The organism is Pseudomonadales bacterium (assembly GCA_013215025.1).
Taxonomy (GTDB): Bacteria; Pseudomonadota; Gammaproteobacteria; order Pseudomonadales; family DT-91; genus DT-91.
On sequence record JABSRR010000068.1, the window covers coordinates 1 to 17,622 of the forward strand.

20 protein-coding genes are annotated in these 17,622 nt (G+C 45.7%); 8 read left to right on the top strand and 12 right to left on the bottom strand.

The window, feature by feature from the left end; translation table 11 throughout:
• Window positions 1-333: 333 nt before the first annotated feature.
• The 3 genes from HRU21_06730 (at window position 334) to argC (ending at window position 4,045) form a co-directional block, all read left to right on the top strand.
• Window positions 334-1,431, top strand: coding sequence for an NAD-dependent epimerase/dehydratase family protein (locus HRU21_06730; GenBank protein ID NRA41990.1), 1,098 nt, complete (start codon window positions 334-336; stop codon window positions 1,429-1,431).
• Between the two features lie 233 nt (window positions 1,432-1,664).
• Window positions 1,665-2,819 carry an acyl-CoA dehydrogenase family protein gene (locus tag HRU21_06735; protein ID NRA41991.1) on the top strand — a complete coding sequence of 385 codons (1,155 nt, stop codon included), beginning with the start codon at window positions 1,665-1,667 and terminating at the stop codon, window positions 2,817-2,819.
• A gap of 254 nt (window positions 2,820-3,073) precedes the next feature.
• Complete coding sequence (gene argC / locus HRU21_06740; GenBank protein ID NRA41992.1) at window positions 3,074-4,045, top strand: N-acetyl-gamma-glutamyl-phosphate reductase; 972 nt, start codon at window positions 3,074-3,076, stop codon at window positions 4,043-4,045.
• A 132-nt stretch (window positions 4,046-4,177) separates the two neighbouring features.
• Here the strand turns inward: argC and HRU21_06745 are convergent, their stop codons facing one another.
• From HRU21_06745 to HRU21_06790, 10 genes are all read right to left on the bottom strand, one after another.
• A complete protein-coding gene (locus tag HRU21_06745) occupies window positions 4,178-4,858 on the bottom strand; it encodes a riboflavin synthase subunit alpha (GenBank protein NRA41993.1) in 681 nt (226 codons plus the stop codon).
• Between the two features lie 28 nt (window positions 4,859-4,886).
• Window positions 4,887-5,603, bottom strand: a complete 717-nt coding sequence (locus HRU21_06750) for a 1-acyl-sn-glycerol-3-phosphate acyltransferase (GenBank protein NRA41994.1) — start codon at window positions 5,601-5,603, stop codon at window positions 4,887-4,889.
• Between the two features lie 29 nt (window positions 5,604-5,632).
• A complete protein-coding gene (locus HRU21_06755) occupies window positions 5,633-5,911 on the bottom strand; it encodes a polyhydroxyalkanoic acid system family protein (GenBank protein ID NRA41995.1) in 279 nt (92 codons plus the stop codon).
• A gap of 34 nt (window positions 5,912-5,945) precedes the next feature.
• Window positions 5,946-6,662: an RNA pseudouridine synthase gene (locus HRU21_06760; GenBank protein NRA41996.1), complete on the bottom strand. Its 717-nt coding sequence runs from the start codon at window positions 6,660-6,662 to the stop codon at window positions 5,946-5,948.
• 18 nt (window positions 6,663-6,680) lie between these two features.
• Window positions 6,681-7,328: a hypothetical protein gene (locus HRU21_06765; protein ID NRA41997.1), complete on the bottom strand. Its 648-nt coding sequence runs from the start codon at window positions 7,326-7,328 to the stop codon at window positions 6,681-6,683.
• On the bottom strand, window positions 7,321-8,118 hold the full coding sequence (locus HRU21_06770; protein ID NRA41998.1) for a pseudouridine synthase: 798 nt from the start codon (window positions 8,116-8,118) through the stop codon (window positions 7,321-7,323). The genes HRU21_06765 and HRU21_06770 overlap by 8 nt, the downstream gene beginning before the upstream one ends.
• Window positions 8,119-8,151: 33 nt before the next feature.
• Window positions 8,152-9,096, bottom strand: coding sequence for an SMC-Scp complex subunit ScpB (gene scpB, locus HRU21_06775; GenBank protein NRA41999.1), 945 nt, complete (start codon window positions 9,094-9,096; stop codon window positions 8,152-8,154).
• Window positions 9,093-10,001: a segregation/condensation protein A gene (locus HRU21_06780; protein NRA42000.1), complete on the bottom strand. Its 909-nt coding sequence runs from the start codon at window positions 9,999-10,001 to the stop codon at window positions 9,093-9,095. Before HRU21_06780 ends, scpB begins: the two co-directional genes overlap by 4 nt.
• 102 nt (window positions 10,002-10,103) lie before the next feature.
• Window positions 10,104-10,724 carry a threonylcarbamoyl-AMP synthase gene (locus HRU21_06785; GenBank protein ID NRA42001.1) on the bottom strand — a complete coding sequence of 207 codons (621 nt, stop codon included), beginning with the start codon at window positions 10,722-10,724 and terminating at the stop codon, window positions 10,104-10,106.
• 24 nt (window positions 10,725-10,748) lie between these two features.
• Window positions 10,749-11,600, bottom strand: coding sequence for a PHP domain-containing protein (locus HRU21_06790; protein NRA42002.1), 852 nt, complete (start codon window positions 11,598-11,600; stop codon window positions 10,749-10,751).
• A 301-nt stretch (window positions 11,601-11,901) separates the two neighbouring features.
• Here HRU21_06790 and HRU21_06795 point away from each other — a divergent pair, with 301 nt between their 5' ends.
• Genes HRU21_06795 through HRU21_06815 form a run of 5 tightly spaced genes read left to right on the top strand, consistent with a single transcriptional unit; the run spans window position 11,902 to window position 15,090 of the window.
• Complete coding sequence (locus HRU21_06795; protein NRA42003.1) at window positions 11,902-12,591, top strand: MFS transporter; 690 nt, start codon at window positions 11,902-11,904, stop codon at window positions 12,589-12,591.
• 9 nt (window positions 12,592-12,600) lie between these two features.
• On the top strand, window positions 12,601-12,900 hold the full coding sequence (locus tag HRU21_06800; GenBank protein NRA42004.1) for a YciI family protein: 300 nt from the start codon (window positions 12,601-12,603) through the stop codon (window positions 12,898-12,900).
• A 52-nt stretch (window positions 12,901-12,952) separates the two neighbouring features.
• Window positions 12,953-13,714, top strand: coding sequence for a TIGR04211 family SH3 domain-containing protein (locus tag HRU21_06805; GenBank protein NRA42005.1), 762 nt, complete (start codon window positions 12,953-12,955; stop codon window positions 13,712-13,714).
• Between the two features lie 36 nt (window positions 13,715-13,750).
• Window positions 13,751-14,326, top strand: coding sequence for a peptidylprolyl isomerase (locus tag HRU21_06810; protein ID NRA42006.1), 576 nt, complete (start codon window positions 13,751-13,753; stop codon window positions 14,324-14,326).
• 8 nt (window positions 14,327-14,334) lie between these two features.
• A complete protein-coding gene (locus tag HRU21_06815) occupies window positions 14,335-15,090 on the top strand; it encodes a pyridoxine 5'-phosphate synthase (GenBank protein ID NRA42007.1) in 756 nt (251 codons plus the stop codon).
• Window positions 15,091-15,254: 164 nt separating this feature from the next.
• Here the strand turns inward: HRU21_06815 and HRU21_06820 are convergent, their stop codons facing one another.
• Both HRU21_06820 and HRU21_06825 read right to left on the bottom strand, forming a co-directional pair.
• Complete coding sequence (locus HRU21_06820) at window positions 15,255-16,697, bottom strand: DUF4397 domain-containing protein (protein NRA42008.1); 1,443 nt, start codon at window positions 16,695-16,697, stop codon at window positions 15,255-15,257.
• Window positions 16,698-16,770: 73 nt separating this feature from the next.
• Window positions 16,771-17,526, bottom strand: coding sequence for an enoyl-CoA hydratase (locus HRU21_06825; protein NRA42009.1), 756 nt, complete (start codon window positions 17,524-17,526; stop codon window positions 16,771-16,773).
• Window positions 17,527-17,622: the final 96 nt, after the last annotated feature.

A 17,622-nucleotide genomic window follows, 5' to 3' on the forward strand; every position in this document is an offset into this window, starting at 1 on the left:
TAACAAGAGGCAAAAATTAAAACCACTTTATTGTCTGAGGAATTTTTATTTACGGACTTACTGGCACAAGACAGAGAGTTAACCCCTGTCTATGCCGTTGATAATAAAGGAAGATTACGCTTTTTCACGCATGAACGCTGGCTGCAACCAAAACCTGGCTGGAAAATCAGCTGCATTTCACACCATCCTAATGTAAGTGATCAGCAGGCACGCCTGCTTTAGATCACTTTAATATGATCGGCATAATTACAGTCTATTAAGGATCAGCAGAATCGCTGTTATGCGCCAAGCGAATGTTTATAATCGCACGCTTATTTTAACGATGAAAAATTTATGACAAGCGCTGATAAATCTCTTACCGTCGACGATCTTGGCACCGTTTTAGTAACCGGTGGCTCTGGTTTTGTGGGTAAAAACTTTGTGCAGACATTGCTCGATCGTGGCTTACATGTCCGCAGCTTCGACTTGGTACCAACCGATCTTGAGCATGAAAACCTTACTGTGATTGAGGGCAATATTTGTGATGCCGAGATTGTTGCCGAGGCGGTTAAAGGGGTTGACACTGTATTCCATACAGCTGCCATTATTGAGTTGAAAGGCGGCAAAAATGTCACTAAAGCCTATCGTGACCGTTCTTATATGATCAATGTGGAAGGCACCAAGGGTTTACTTCGTGCTTTACAACAGGCAGGTGGCAAACGCTTTGTGTATACCGCATCAAACTCGGTGATTATTGGTGGTGAGCCCTTAGAGAATGCATGTGAAGAGACACCATACACTAAGAGATTCAATGACTTATACACTGAAACTAAAGTTATTGCTGAGAAGTGGGTACTGGCTCAAAATGGTCAAAACGGCGTCCTGACCTGCGCTATTCGCCCTTCTGGCATCTGGGGTCCGGGTGACCAAACCGTCTTTCGTATCTTTTTTGAACAAATCATTAATGGTGTGCCTGTGACTCGTGTTGGTGATGGCTCCGCGCTACTCGACAACACCTATGTTCACAACCTCATTCACGGCCAAATACTAGCGGCCGAACACTTGCTTGAGGGCGGTACCGCTCCTGGTCAAGCCTATTTTATTAACGACGGCGACCCGATCAATATGTTTGATTTTGCTGAGCCTATTATCGAGGCTTGCGGGGCGAAGATCCACAATATCAAGATACCTTACTGGATGGTGCATGGTGTCATGACATTATGGCAAGAGCTGCACTTTAAATTTGGCCTACCCGAGCCGATTTTACCGCCTTTGGCGATAGAACGAATTGGCGTGCATAACTACTTTAGTATTGATAAAGCGCGGCAAGAACTTGGTTTTGAGCCAATTTACAGCACTGAACAAGGCATTGAAGAATCTAAGCCATTTTACCGCAGCATGTTCAATACCATGGCTGAAGCGGCTGGCAAACAAAAGCTGATTAAAGCATAAGCTAGCTGCTACTTAGCTTTCTTCTAAACAGCTTTCTTCTAAACAGCTTTCTTCTTAATAGCTATCACCGCACTGCTCGTCACCGAGCTTTATGAAAAGCCAGTCATCTCTGGCTTTTTAATGTATTTTCAATATCTTAGCGCTAGAAATTAAACGCTTGCTGCGTTAAAATTTGCGCGTTTTTAATTACTGGCTGACACGTTTTCAGCCATATTGATGCTTGGAGAGGCTTAATGGCATTAGTACTGAATGAAGAGCAGCGTATTTTAAAAGATTCTGCTAAAGGTTTTTTAGCAGAGCATGCGCCTATTGAAGCTTTTCGTGCGTTGCGCGACCAGCAAGATGCAACCGGCTACGACCCAGAACTTTGGCAAAAAATGGTCAATGAACAAGGCTGGGCTGGCATTGCAATACCTGAAGCATTTGGTGGTTTGGAATTTGGTTTTTTTGGTCTTGGGGTCATTTTTGAAGAAGCCGGCCGAACTTTAGCCGCATCACCTTTGTTCTCTACCATTGTTTTAGGGGCCTCGACGATTGAATTACTGGCTAGCGATAGCCAAAAAGAAGTCTTATTACCGCAAATCGCGGCTGGCGAAATCACCCTAGCGCTTGCCCTAGAAGAAGGTAATCAGCATGCACCTTATGCGATCAATACGTCAGCCACGCGCGATGGCGAGCAGTATGTGTTAAATGGCGCGAAAAGCTTCGTTTTAGACGGTCACTCTGCCGATAAACTGTTAGTGGTCGCGAGAACCAAAAATGTGAGCAATGGTGAAACCCATTCTGCCGCGGGTATTAGCGTATTTTTAGTTGATAACGACGCTGCTGGTCTAAGCATTAACCGCACCATCATGATGGACAGCCGCAATGCAGCGCAAGTTCAGCTGGATAATGTTCGCGTAAGCGCTGATGCGTTGATTGGCGAAGCAGACCAAGCCTACCCAGCATTGGATGATGTACTGGATCGCGGTCGAGCAATTTTGGCTGCAGAAATGCTCGGTGGCTGTCTAGAAATGTTTGAACGGACCATGGCATATTTGAAAGAGCGTGAGCAATTTGGTGTGAAAATTGGTTCGTTTCAGGCCTTAAAGCATCGTGCTGCACAAATGTTTGTTGAAATTGAGCTGTCTAAATCTGTCGTTTTAGCAGCACTTGCAGCCATTGACGAAAATGCTGACAATCGCGCTGAGCTTGCGGCGATTGCCAAAACCAAATTAAACGATACCTTTAAATTGGTCACTGACGAAGCTACACAAATGCATGGCGGTATTGGCGTCACAGACGAGCTTGATATTGGCTTATTTTTGAAGCGTGCGCGTGCGGCGATTGCGACCTTAGGTCACTCAGGCTTTTTGCGCGACCGCTATGCGAGCTTAAACGGTTATTAAGCGCTGCCTCGCTGCTTATTACATAGTGTTGTCATGTGCAGCGAGTGCTTCTTGCAAATAGCGATTAGCCACCAACCCGCGATCTACAAACCCAAAGATCGGTGCTTGAATGCCAACAAGGTGCTTAACGGCACCTTTTTTGTTTTTCTGACGCTTACGGTGTTTACTATTATCAAGCCAGCAAGAGAATAACCGTCAATCACGATAGCCTTTTTGCTAACTCGAGAGCTGAGGCTTAATCCAATGAGAACATCATGAGCCAAACACAGTATAAAATTTTTATCGATGGCGAAGCCGGTACGACAGGCTTACAAATTCGTCAGCGGCTACTAAACCACCCGCATATTGAGGTGGTCTCGATTGACCCTGCACTGCGCAAGGACATGAGCGCTAAGAAAGCCATTTTATCTGCCGTAGACTTGTGCGTGCTGTGCTTACCTGATGCTGCCGCCAAAGAAGCTGCAGTTCTTTGTGAGGCTATGGGCGTTCGTGTTTTGGATGCAAGCTCTGCTCACCGCACAGCAGATGATTGGGTATATGGCTTAGCCGAGCTAGCTCCAGATCAACGACAGCAGATACAACAAGCAAACAAAGTTTCTAACCCAGGTTGCTACGCTACCGGTGCCAATTTATTACTGAAACCCTTGAGCGAGGCTGATTGTCTGGTTGATGACTATTTGATCAGTATCAATGCCGTGTCTGGCTATTCTGGTGGTGGCAAGCAGATGATTGAGCGCTACCAGGCAGTGCCTCCGCAGGCACCTACTTTTGGCTTATATGGGCTTGAGTTTGAGCACAAGCATACCGCAGAAATTCATCAATGGTCAGGTGTTAAGCGTAGGCCGGTATTTATTCCCTCTGTATCAGCCTATGAGCAAGGCATGTTGGTGCATATTATGCTCGATCATCATGCCTTAAATCTGACAGGCGACAACGTTGGCGCAGCGCTGCAGCAGCTATTTGTAAACTATTATGAGAATGAACCACTCGTCTTGGTTCATGCGCTCAATGATGTCGAACAAAACGCGCCATTTTTAACCCCTCACGGCATCAGTGGACAAAACCGCTGTGAGATATTTTGCTTTAGTAACCCTCACTACGCGCAAACCCTGGTAGTTGCCAAGCTTGATAATCTTGGCAAAGGTGCTTCGGGTGCTTGTGTGCAAAACATGAATCTTATGTTGGGCCTGAATGAGCATATTGCGGTTGATTTAACTGACGGCTAAATAGCTAAACCGTTAACGACTTATCTTCCCGCTAAGTGGCTATTCATTCGGCTTTACTTTTTAAAGGGCTTTAAAATAGCTTTTTAAAGAGCTATTAAATTGAGCTATTTGTTTAAGCTATTTAAGCAAGCGTTAGCTGTTACTGTTGTTGATACTGCCGGCGTTGCTAATATCCGCGATGCTGCCGATATTTTTATCAGCTAAAACTCGCTCAACCGTATCCACGATCGCTTGGGTTGCACGCTCGACTTCAAGGTTCACTTTTGCACCTGGGCTAAGCTGACCGAAGTTTGTTGCCCGCAGAGTTTCAGGAATAAACCAAACGTCTAACCAGCCATCTTTTGCACTGCAATCAGCAATCGTAAGACTGCAGCCATTGAGCGCAACAAAGCCTTTATTAAACAGATATTTACTCAAATTTTGTGGTACTTGAAAGCGCATCTTGCAGTTGTTTTCAGAGTGTTCAATGGCAATAATCTCGGCCTGTGCATCAATATGACCAGAAACAATATGACCACCTACTTCCTGCATCGCTTGCGCCGAACGCTCAACATTTACGGCTGATCCCGTGGCAAACTCAGCGGTATTTGTCAGCATTAATGTTTGCTGCATCATGTCAAAGAATACCTCTAAGCCACTATCACAGGGCTTAAACTCAGTGACGGTTAAACAGACTCCATTAATTGCGATGCTGGCTCCAATATTTACCCCTTCAGCCAGTTGACCCTCAAGCAGCAGACTGAAACGCACTAAACCAGGCTTTTTTTCCAGCCAATGAATTGGCACACACTGTTGGACAATTCCAGTAAACATAGTTCTTGCTCTCGCGATGAATATTTGGCTAAGGTATACGCGCGGCGCCGATAATTTGCTGACATTCAGCCGCTAATACTAGCTCATCCGTATCTTGAACTTGCTGTTCAGAAATGGCTGGGTGAATGATAATTTCTGTTAGCCCCGGATGTAACTCCAGTGTATTACTGGGCATAATTTTTTCAGTACCGTTGAGTGTGATCGGTAATACCGCAAATTCAAGGGTTTTGGCGGTATTAAATGCTCCTCGTTTAAAACGCTTAAGCTCGCCATTTGAGCGTGTACCCTCAGGAAAGAATAAAATCGAACAGCTCTCGGGTAAGGTTTGCTTTAATGCACGCAAGGTTTCAAACGCCTTTTGGCTGTTACTGCGATCCATAAAAATATGCCCTAATGCCGCAGTCGCCCAACCAAGAAATGGCATCTTGCGCAGCTCTTTCTTCATTACCCAGCGTAAGTCTAAATCTAAGTAGCCATACAACACTAAAATATCGAATACGCTCATATGATTGACCACCACCACATACGATCGTTTTGGGTCGAGATGCTCTTGCCCAACAATTCTCAGCCTAGAGAAACTTAAACGATAGGTCGCCCTGGCCCAAAATCTCGCGATATAGCGGCTAGCGATGCGCTGACTAAACAAGCATACGAATACACACACATATGCCAGAGTAGCGGTCATGATGGCAAAAAAGGGAAAGAAGAATAAATACTTATAGAGGTTTATTAACAACGACTTCATAACTGACTATTCGGGCTGGTGAATCTTCCCTAGACAATATACTCGTCTGCCCATGCATTAATACGCGACTTAACCACAGGGGCCATCGCCGCATAAAGCATGCCGAGTTTTAAAGACAAAACCAAATGTTTGCCTTCAATAGCAAGCGAGCCTTTGCCTGCCTTATGTTTAAAATCAATCTGCTGCGGATTCTTCCAAGCATATTGCATGCCGTGTTCCGACTGCAATTGATCGGCAAGATCCTGCATACCTTTCTGCAGCTCATCCAGATCCATGGTAAAAGCGCGCTTGATATGAATTTTTGCCATAGCTATTTTGCTTATTGATATAGAAAACAGTATTTTACCGATGAACCGGCCTAGGCTCAAACGCCTCAAGCCGTTTCTGTAGCCCAGCGGTTAAAAAATATTCACCCTGACTGGGCCATGCTTGGATTGCAAATGACTCGCCTTGATAGCTAAAGCAAAGCTTGAAAGCATGAAGATACAGCCGGTCTGCAGCGTTCGCTTGGGCAGAGCGATAAATATTATCGCCCACAATAGGCGAACCATTAGCCTTCATCGCCACACGGAGCTGATGGGTTTTGCCGCTTAATGGTTGCAAGTAAGCCAATCGTGCAGCAAAAGGCACACCGTCGTTGACAGGCAATGACAGAGTTTCAAAATAGGTTGTTGCAGGATTTTGCTTGCTTGCTAATAAGCGCCAAGCTTTGCGACGAGATTTTTGCATATCACCAACAATCCAACCCTGCTTTTTTTTCAAGCGTTTACCACCATGCACCAGCGCAATATAGTGCTTACTCACAGCTTGATGTAAAAATGCCTGCGATAATTGCTGGTTGGCCAGCGCCGTTTTGGCAACTAACCAGACGCCTGAGGTATCTTTGTCGAGCCGATGTACAGGGTGAAAATGTGCAAAAGCAGTTTGATAGTGCTTGCTTAACTCTTGCACTGAAAAACCTGCTGGCTTATTCAACACGACAAAATCACGGTGCTGAAAAACTATTGCTGGCTCTGGCAGCAGAGATGGGGTTGAGGTTGGCAACGGGGTTGTCAACATAGCTTAGGGTTAAAACTATTATGCCAACAGGTCAAGCTGCTGATCATCAAATACAGCATCATGCTTTGCCTTTGTTTTTGCCTCTGTCTTAGCCTGAGCGCCTGCCAGTCCTTGCGCGTCTTGCTCTGATGGTGGCAGTCGTTTACTGCGTGAGGAAAATTTCTCACGCAGTAGCACTTTGGCCACATCAATTTCAGCATTATCTTGATCACGTAAGCTATCAATAATCGCTAGCCATTGATATAGCTCAGCGTCTTGGCTTACTGCCTTAATCACTGAGGGATATAAAGGTAATAAGGCAAAACCGCTGCAGCTAGCTGAGGGATTGGGCCACACCATAGCAGGCAAAGATGAAGGTTTAAAATGCTGCTGCAAATCTGGGTGAGAGCTTGCGGTCGGCAGGCCATGGCATGGCGCCGACTTTTGTGCCGGATAGACATAGGCTATGCCATGCAATAAAAACTCACGAAAATTGGCCTTTTTCACCTGCCATCGCCTGCCGTCAGCATGCGGCTCAATCAAATTACACTGCTGCAGACGTTTTAAACCGGCGTTCACCTCAGACACACTGATAAAAAGTGACTGGGCAAGCGAGCCTTGAGACCAGTCTTGTTTTGCAAGACACAGCAGTTTGACCGCAATCACAATGTCTTGCGGTTTAAGCATCGACGGACTCTTCAGCGCTGGGCGCAATAGGCTTGGGGGTTGCCGCATCAATTAAATGACGAATATCACGTTCAGTCAGATCTTGAAAGCGACCTTGGCGCAGTTTAGTGGTGAGAAAAATCGGCCCAAACCGCACCCGTTTTAGACGGCTAACGGTAACCCCTTGAGACTCCCATAGTCGCCTAACTTCGCGGTTACGCCCTTCCATTACGCAAACAGAGTACCATTGATTGATGCTCTCTTCTTCGCTTCGCGCGTCATGCTGAATATCGGTAAAACGCGCCTCACCATCCTCCAACAATACGCCCTCACGCAAACGCTGCATCATCGATTCATCTACATCGCCCATCACTCTGACCAAGTATTCACGATCAATTTGACTGGAAGGATGCATTAACAAGTTGGCAAGCTCACCGTCATTAGTAAACAGCAACAGACCTGAGGTGTTATAGTCGAGCCGTCCTACCGCGATCCATCGCTCACCTTGCAGTCGCGGCAAACGATCAAACACGGTTTTTCTGCCTTCAGGGTCTTTGCGCGAGCAAATTTCACCAACCGGCTTATGATAGGCTAAGACTCGACGTTTAAATTGCTCTGAGGACTTGTGGCGAATGCGTTTACCGTCTAAGTCGATGCGATCAAGATCGGTCACTCGATCGCCAATCGTGGCTAGCCGACCATTTACCCGTAAACGCCCCTCTTGAATCCAACGCTCTGCTTCGCGCCGAGAGGCAAGGCCAGCTCTAGCAATAACTTTTTGCAGTTTTTCAGTATTTTCTGGCTTGGCCATAGCAAGCGTTCTCCTGCTGCCTCACGGCATGATTTATGATGATTTAAAAATATCGGCGGCTTGAATTAAGCGATCATCGCCAGTTTCGGCTGCAGCATTCTCAGTGTCAGCCATGCTTTCTGCTGCGAGGTTTTCAGCATCTTCTGCGGTATTTGTCTCAGTGCTTGTATACATAGTTTCTTCTATGATTTCGTCTGCGCTTTCTTGAGCGCTTTCTTCTTCGCTTTCTTGCGCGCTTTCTTCTGCATTATCATCTGCATTGTGAGCAGCAGCGTGATCTGAGATCATATCTGCATCTTCATGTAAATCGTTGTCTACAGTGTCGTTTGCCGATGCATCTGAACTCTGATCCGCAGTTGTTGCATCAGCGCTGGCAGAGTCGCTATCAACCGCAAGATCGAGTTCAGAATTCAAGCTATCTAAATCACGCAGCTCGGCTAAGGTTGGCAATTGTTCCAATGACGATAGATTAAAATAGTCCAAAAATTCTTTGGTCGTTGCATACATCGATGGCCGCCCTGGCACATCTTTATGGCCAATCACTTTAACCCATTGGCGCTCGCTTAAGGTTTTGATAATTTGGCTGGAAACCGCAACGCCGCGAATTTCTTCAATTTCACCACGGGTAATCGGCTGGCGATAGGCAATTAAGGCCAAGGTTTCTAGTAAGGCCCTCGAATAACGCTGCGGTTTTTCTTCCCACAAACGACCCACCCAAGGCGCGAACTCTTGTTTAACTTGAAAGCGCCAACCTGAAGCAACCTGCTGCAACTCGAAGCCGCGATCTGCAGAATCAAGCTGGATATCTTCTAATGCCGCTTCAAGTTCAGCTTTGCTAGGTTTGTAAGACTCAGTTGCTATATCCAAACCATCATCAACAATAAACAAAGCTTGCATTTGCGCAATGGTCAGTGGTTTGTCCGCGGCCATAATCGCCGCCTCAATGATTTGTTTAAGTTGATCTATTGGCATACTCATGATGATCTTGCTTTGACATGTATAGCACCAAAGGCGTCGGTTTGAACGACCTCTAGCAACGATTCCTTAACTAATTCCATGATCGCTAAAAAGGTCACAACGACCCCCAACCGCCCTTCTTCTGCCACAAATAGTGANACAAACGGCACAAATTGCTTGTTTTGCAGCTGGTCTAAAACTTGTGACATGCGTTCACGAGTTGATAACTTCTCACGCTGTACTTGGTGGCTTTCAAACATTTCAGCGCGCCGCAATACTTCACCAAAAGCCAGTAAGATTTCTTTCATCTCTACCTCAGGGTGAGGACGGGCTTTATCGAGGTCAGGCGGCGCTGCTGCCGCTTGAAAGACCTCACGGCCTACCCGCGGTAGTTCATCAATCTCTTCTGCGGCCTGTTTGAAGCGTTCATACTCCTGCAATCGACGAATGAGCGCCGCTCGGGGGTCTTCCTCATCATCTTCATCGGCTACCTGCCTTGGCAATAGCATGCGCGATTTTATTTCCGCCAGTACCGCGGCCATCAGTAAATACTCGGCGGCCAGTTCAAACTGCATCGCATCCATCATCTCAACATATTGCATGTATTGTTCTGTTATGGATGCTATCTCAATGTCGAGAATATCGATATTTTGTCGGCGGATTAAATACAGTAAAAGGTCTAAAGGCCCCTCAAATGCCTCTAAAAAAACTTGCAAGGCTGAGGGTGGAATATATAAATCTTTTGGCACCTCAATCACTGGCGAACCAGCGACCATCGCAAAAGGCATTTCTTCCTGCTGTGCACCCATTTTAGCCGGTTGCTGTGAGGCTGGATCAGCTGCCGCCAACTGACTTTCCTCAGCCTGCTTACTTTGCGGCGAAGCTGGCTCAAGCTCAGCGGTTGTATCAGAATTATCGCTAGACATTGCGGCTTATAATCATGCTGCTTAAATAGGTTTAAAAGAAATATGCATGCGGTTAGCATGCCATCCATGATCGATCGAGTATAACGTGATTTTTAGCCTATTTCACTCGCTTTCCAGAAACGCCACACTACCTGAACCTTGACGCACCAGCTCAGCATGGTCACTGGAGAGATCAAGTACGGTGGTCGGCTCATAACCACAGTAACCGCCATCAATAATCATATCAACCTGATTCGATAGCGTATCGCGAATATCATAGGGATCGGTCATGACCATATCATCGCCTGGCATAATTAACGATACACTCATCAGCGGCTCGCCCATGGCCGAGAGCATCGCCATGGCAATGCGATTATCAGGCACGCGAATACCGATAGTTTTCTTTTTGGGATGCATTAGCCTTTTTGGCACCTCGCGCGTTGCAGGCAATATAAAGGTGTAAGGCCCAGGTGTTAAACTTTTTATAAGTCGATATTCATTATTTTCCACCCTTGCATAGTGACTAATTTCTGACAGATCACGACACATAAGGGTGAAATTATGTTTTTGATCCAGACGGCGAATCGAGCGAATGGTATCCAGTGCAGACTTATTGCCTAAAGCACAGCCCAGCGCATAACCTGAATCGGTAGGATAAACCACCGTTTGCCCTTGCAATAAACCGTCAACTACCTGCTGAACTAATCGATCTTGCGGATTAAGCTCGTGAATTTGAAAAAACATAGATTTACCACATCACTGAAAAAATCAGTTTGAAAGTTTTGTGTGTTGAAATAACGCCCAAACAGGCAGCATGTTGACGGGCAATGGATCAACCTTCCCTAATGCAGCCCACGCCCATTTTGGGTCATGAAAGTCAGAGCCGCCTGAAGCTGCAAGACCAAATTGCAGCGCCACTTTAACGAGATGATTCAACTGTTCAGGCTTAGCTTGCTGACCCACTACCTCTATCGCGTCGCCGCCCACTGCCGCGAACAAGGCAATTAAACTGCGAACCTTGCTAAGGGTAAGCTGGTAACGCAGCGGGTGAGCCAAAACGCAAACACCGCCAGCAGCATGCACTGCGTCAATCACTTCAGCAAGGCTTGGCCAGAGCAACTTTACATCACCACGCTTGCCATTCCCTAGCCATTTATCAAAGGCTTGCTGGATGGATTTGCAAATACCTAAATCAACCATTGCTGCCGCAAAATGAGGCCGCCCAACAGACTCACTACTGTCAGCCCTAGCCAGCGCAGCCGGATACAAATCAGGCAAGCCCAGCTTTAATAGCCGCTCAGCAATCTGTTTAGCGCGCCGTTCACGACGCTCAGCCTGCTGTTGTAACAAGGATTGAAGCGCTGGGTTTGTAGGGTCAAAATCTAAGGCAACAATATGCACATTAAGCTTTTCTGCTAGCGCAGAAAATTCGACCCCGGGGATAAAATACGGCGCTTGTTGTAACAAGCCTTGCGCCTGCAAATCAAGGTAGCCGTTTAGGGTATCATGATCGGTTAAGGCAAACAGATCCAGCGACAGCTCGGAAACACGGCTGAACAATTCAGTCGGTGATAATTTCCCATCAGAAGCCGTTGAATGTGTATGCAGATCAAATCGCATCTAAAATCGTTACCGGTTAAGTTTCTGGCCACACTTGCATATTGCGCTAGGGCAGATATTCCATCATTGTGCGCTTATGAAATTGTTCAGATTTATTTCTTAGCCGCCCATACTTGCCGCCCACACTTACCGCCTATGCTTCCGCCTATATAAGCAAAATGCCGTCGACACCTTACTGGCGCTAATTACACAGCTTGGCACTTGCGTGCAATCGTAATGCTAGGCAGAATACAGTCCATTATTTCGATGTATTGAGATTAGCATGACCGCGAAAAATAGTGAGCAGCATAATAATAAAGTTCTGCCCGAAAAGCGCGAAAATATTTGGGTAAATCTTATCTTTAATATTTTCGCCCCAGCCCTTATTTTGTCTAAATTAAGTGGCGATGCATACCTAGGTACAACATGGGCTCTGATTGTTGCTCTAGCCTTTCCCTTTAGCTATGGCTTAATGGATTTTGTTAAGCGCAAATCGATAAATATTTTTTCAGTACTTGGTCTTATCAGCACCCTATTGACCGGCACGATTAGCTTGTTAAAGCTGCCACCTGAATATATTGCGATTAAAGAAGCCGCTATACCTGGCATGATTTGTATGATTGTATTGGTATCAACTTGGACGCCATACCCGCTGGTTGAAAAATTAATCTTTAATGAAGCTATATTCAAATTAAACTATTTAAAAAGCATTATTGAGCAACAACAGCTGCAACAGCAGCTGGATAAAGTGATGAAAAACTGCTCTTTACTGGTCGCAGCGTCTTTCGCTTTATCATCGGCACTTAATTATATCTTAGCTATTATGGTGGTCGTNAGCGAACCAGGCACAGTTGCCTATAATGAAGAGCTTGGCAAAATGACCGCGCTTAGTTATCCCGTTATTGCATTGCCCAGCATGCTGGTCATGGGTAGCGCGCTATTTTATTTTATGCGTAAAATTCAAGCCCTAACCGGCCATCAACTTGAAGACTTTTTGGCGATTCAGTCCTAAGGAAAAAACATGTTATATGCCATTGTCAGTACTGACATTGAGGATTCTTTGTCTCGTCGCTTACAAGCCAGACCTGCACATTTAGCGCGTTTAGAACAGTTAAAAAGCCAAGGTCGATTAGAATTGGCCGGCCCTAACCCTGCCATTGACAGCGAGAATCCTGCCGAAGCAGGCTTCACTGGCAGTATTGTTATTGCTCAGTTTGACTCATTGGCAGAGGCCGAAGCTTGGGCAGAAGATGACCCTTATGTTAGCGCTGGCGTATACCAATCGGTATCAATCAAACCCTTTAAAAAGGTTTTACCCTGAATTAATAGGCTTTTACCTTCGTTAAAACATTCAACCGTTTGTAGGAATATTCGTGATCGATTTCGCTCGCTATCAACTATTTTTTATCGTGGTCATCTTAACAACCCTATTGCCGTCATTCGCTTATGCGCAGAACCCAGCTGCTTCGCAGACGGCAGCAGAGGCCACCTCAACCGATGCAAGTGCAGCTGCCGATGTACTAAACTTACCCCGTTATATCAGTGATGTGCTATATGTGCCCATGCGCTCTGGCGCCAGTACTAAAAACCGTATTGTTCACAAAGGTTTGAAAAGCGGAACCAAGGTTACCTTACTTGCCACCGAAGAAGGCTGGAGCCAGATTAAAACCAGCCGAGGCACCGTTGGCTGGATGCAGAATCGTTACCTCACTGCCGAGCCAACCGCGCAAATCAAGCTTGGCAGAGCTCAACAGCAAATTCAGCAGCTTAGCGCAAGCTCGGGTCCCCTGAGTGAAAAATTGTTAGACGCGCAACAATATATTGAAGATCTCGAAAACCAACAGCAAGCCCATACGGTAAAGCTTAACAGCCTGAACAAAGAACTCGACCGAGTGCGTAATCTCTCTGCGAACGAATTAGCGATAAATGAAAACAACAAGCAGCTAATGCAACAAAATGATGATATGCGCAATCAGATCGACACGCTTCGTGCGGAAAATACCCGACTAAGTCAAGAGCTTCGCTCTAATAGCTTTATGTACGGTGCTCTCACTATTATTCTAGGCATTATTATCACCCTCATCGTACAGAACTTTAGTCGTTCGAAACGACGCTCTGAGTGGGGATCATTCTAAAAACAGGCCATTCATCGCAGAAAAAGGAACAGACTTATGCGACATACCCTTGTTAAATTTTCCGTTACAGCGCTGTTAGCAATCGCGCTTGGCTTAAGCTTAGCGTCAACGGCAATGGCGGAAAATACGCGCCTTTTAATCACAACCAACAAAGGCCAATTTAAAATCGAACTTTATGACCAGCAGGCCCCAATAACGGTAAAAAACTTCTTAAGCTATGTTGACAGTGGATTCTACAAAGGCACGATTTTTCACCGTCTGATTCCTGGATTTATGATTCAAGGTGGCGGATTTACCAAAGAGCTGGCACAAAAAGACACCAAAGCTGCCATCAAAAATGAAGCCAAAGTTGAACTTAAAAACTTACGCGGCACCCTAGCCATGGCGAGACGTTCGTCGCCCGACTCAGCTACCAGTCAATTTTTTATCAATTATATTGATAACCCGCACCTCGACTACCGAGATTATAATGTTGGCTATGCGGTTTTTGGCAAAGTGGAAAACATGTCGGTTATTGATGCATGGGAGAATTTACCTACCGGCACCATCAGTATTTACAATAATGTGCCTAAGGATGCGATTGAAATTCTAAATATTGAGTATCTAAAGTAATCGCCCCGATGAGTATCGATCTATCAGTCAATATTAATAAAATTGCGTTAATTCGTAATTCACGCGAAGGTAACAACCCTGATTTAATCGACTATGCTCAGCAATGTATCAACTTTGGCGCGAACGGCATTACCGTGCACCCTCGCCCTGACCAACGACACATCCGCGCACAAGATTGTCTAGCGTTAAAACAGCTGACCGATGGGCAAGTAGAGTTCAATATTGAGGGTAACCCCTATGCCAAGGCGATGCCCTCTTCGCGCAAAGACGTCGCTGATTACCCAGGCCTCATGGCCTTGTTATCTGAATGCCGACCTGCACAAGCCACTTTGGTGCCGGATTCAGATGCACAGCTCACCTCTGACCATGGCTTTGATTTATCGGGTGACAATGCAGAACTCGCCGACATAATTCAAGAGATTCAACATTTTGGATGTCGTGTCAGCTTGTTTATGGACCCAGACTGTCAACAGATTGAGCAGGCTGCCAATATTGGCGCTGACCGGGTTGAACTATATACCGGACCTTATGCATGGTCAGACAATCTTGCAGAAAGCTTTATTGCTTATAATCGTGCCGCAGCATTTGCGACCTCATTAGGCCTTGGTGTTAACGCCGGTCACGATCTGAACCTTGATAACCTAGCCGTTTTTTCTAAGCTTACCGGCCTACTTGAAGTATCTATTGGTCATGCGATAACTGTTGACGCACTGCAGATGGGTCTAGAACAGACGATTCAGGCCTATTTATCATTGCTTAGATAACGAGTTTTAGCTCTCTAACTCTCTAACTCTCTAGCTCTGCTTACCCTATCGCCTCTTTCTCTTTTGCTAGCTGTTTAAAATAAGCCCCAAAAATGGCTGCGTTACGCATAAAAAGGCGCTTAACAGCGCCTTCATCATTTAAAAATTTTCATCCTGACGTTTATTTATGGTAGGGCTACACTCACATTGACCAGCTCTGCTGCACCGCTGGCGGAGTTTTTGATCGCAGCAAACTGCTGACTTAAGCCAGACTTCAGGCTGGCATCACCATCTAAAGCCAAAGTAAACAGTGCTGTGCTTACTTGACCATTACGCGTGATCGCAAGCGAATAGGTATCATCTTGACTAGGATTACGCACATAGAATGTGACAGAGCCGCCAAACTGCAAGCCTGAGGCAATTAAGGTGCTAGCATCGAGAAAGCCATCTTTGGTTAGATGTAAATCAACCACTGGCGCATCCTCATCACTGTCACCGGGTACAAGATGAACCAGCTGCAAGGACGCGTAATTTGAAAGCTGCCTAAAGTCGTCCGTCGACTTAAGAGGAGCAGTTAACGGACCGCTCTGATCTACATCACCAAAAAAATAAACCGTTTGCGCTACGCCTGCACCAATGCGTAGATTATCGCTCCACGATGTTGACACACCCGCGTCGAATGACAATCGATAATTGCCAGTCGCTATCTCTTGGTATTCACTGCTGGATCCATAGGCCACATCGGTGGCTGACGCACTGTCCGATAAAGCCGATACAGTCACAGAATCTAAATAAGATGTGATATCGTCTTCGACATCCACCAAGGCATTGACAAATTTCACCAAGCCAGTTTCACCATCTAATTGGTTGCGCCAGATTTCGGGCGAAAAGCCTACTGCATAATAATAGGCAGCAATAGTATTTGACTCTAAGCCCACACTTTCGGCTAATACAATGGCCTGCTCTCTGGCGTCATAAATCACCTCGCGACCACTGCGATAAACGATATTTGCACTATCGCTCGGCGAGGTGCCGGCGAGCACTACAATTAATTCCTGTGATGACTCATCAATGACAATCTCGTCAGAGGTTTCTGCAAAACTTAAACTGGCTTGCAACGTTGCTTCAGCAGCATCGGCACCATCTCTGGCAAGGTAAATATCAACATCCGGCCGATTCGCGCCGGTATATAAATGCGTGACGTTGAAGTAAATGTTTTCATCGTTATCTTCATCGGCAAAATCATCATCACGAGCCATTTCAAGACTGGCGATCTGGGCGTTATTCTGTGCAATTGCGCCATAAATGACTTGGAATTTATTACGATCTGGGCGTACATTAAACTTCACATCGCGCGCGATGGTTTCGTTATTGGCTAGGTTTTGCTGGTCAATCTCAACCAAATCGACCGTATAGCCACCCTCGGTCAATGCAACACTGCTACTAAATTGCTCAAAACGTAAGGTGCCATAATTGCGGTCATTGCCTTCAATTCTTACCTGTGCTGCATCTGTGACAAGATGAAGAAAAACACTATTGCCGTCTCGGTTATCATCATCGTCATCGTTGCTGCACGCAGAGATAAATAAAATAACCGATAAAGACAGTAGAAATTGCCTGAACAACATATCAATACCTAAAACCAATTAAAGAGCTAGAGATTATAAAATAAGTCTCTAAAGGAAACGAGCTTATTCATACTTAAAAATTCGAGAAATCGGGCTTTCGTTTCTCAAGGAAGGCAGTCATCGCTTCTTTCGCCGCGTCACCATTTAAACCCTTAATAAACTCTGTTAATTCAGCATCTAATCGCGTTCTCAATGACTCTTCGTCGCGGCGCAAAAGTGCTTTCGTAGCAATAAGGCTTGATCTAGGCTTGCTGGCTAGCTTTGCAGCAAAAGCGTTTGCGCAAGATAAGGCCGAATCATTCTCTACCACTTCTGTAATAAAACCTGCAGATCTTGCATTAGCTGCAGAAAATTGATCGCCCGTTAATAACCATTCAGCGGCTTTTTGATAGCCTACCAGCCGCGGCAGCAACAAAGAGGCCGCAGCCTCTGGCACTAAACCAAGGTTGGCAAAAGGCATAGCAAACACCGCGCCTTCTGAAGCGATAACCCTATCACAGTGAAGTAACATAGTGGCTCCTACACCTACCGCAATGCCTTCAACAGCTGCGATCAATGGCAGCTGACAATCAATCAGCGCAGTCAAGAATTGATAAACCGAGCTGTCTTTATCCATATTAGGGTTTGCCAAAAAATCAGCTAAATCATTGCCCGCAGAAAACACGCCCTCTGAGCCACTGATGATGATCGATTTAATGGTAGGATTATGATTCGCCGCAATGATCGCATTAGCGATATCTTGATACATCTGAGCGGTAAGCGCATTTTTTTTATCAGCGCGTGACATGGTAATCGTTAAAATTGACTGATGGGTGTTGGTGATAATCATGGATAGCTCTCTAGAAATGCGCCTTCGATAATATTAAATATATGACGAGTGAAAGAAAAATGCTTGCTGAAATTTTATATGTCAGCGCAACCTATT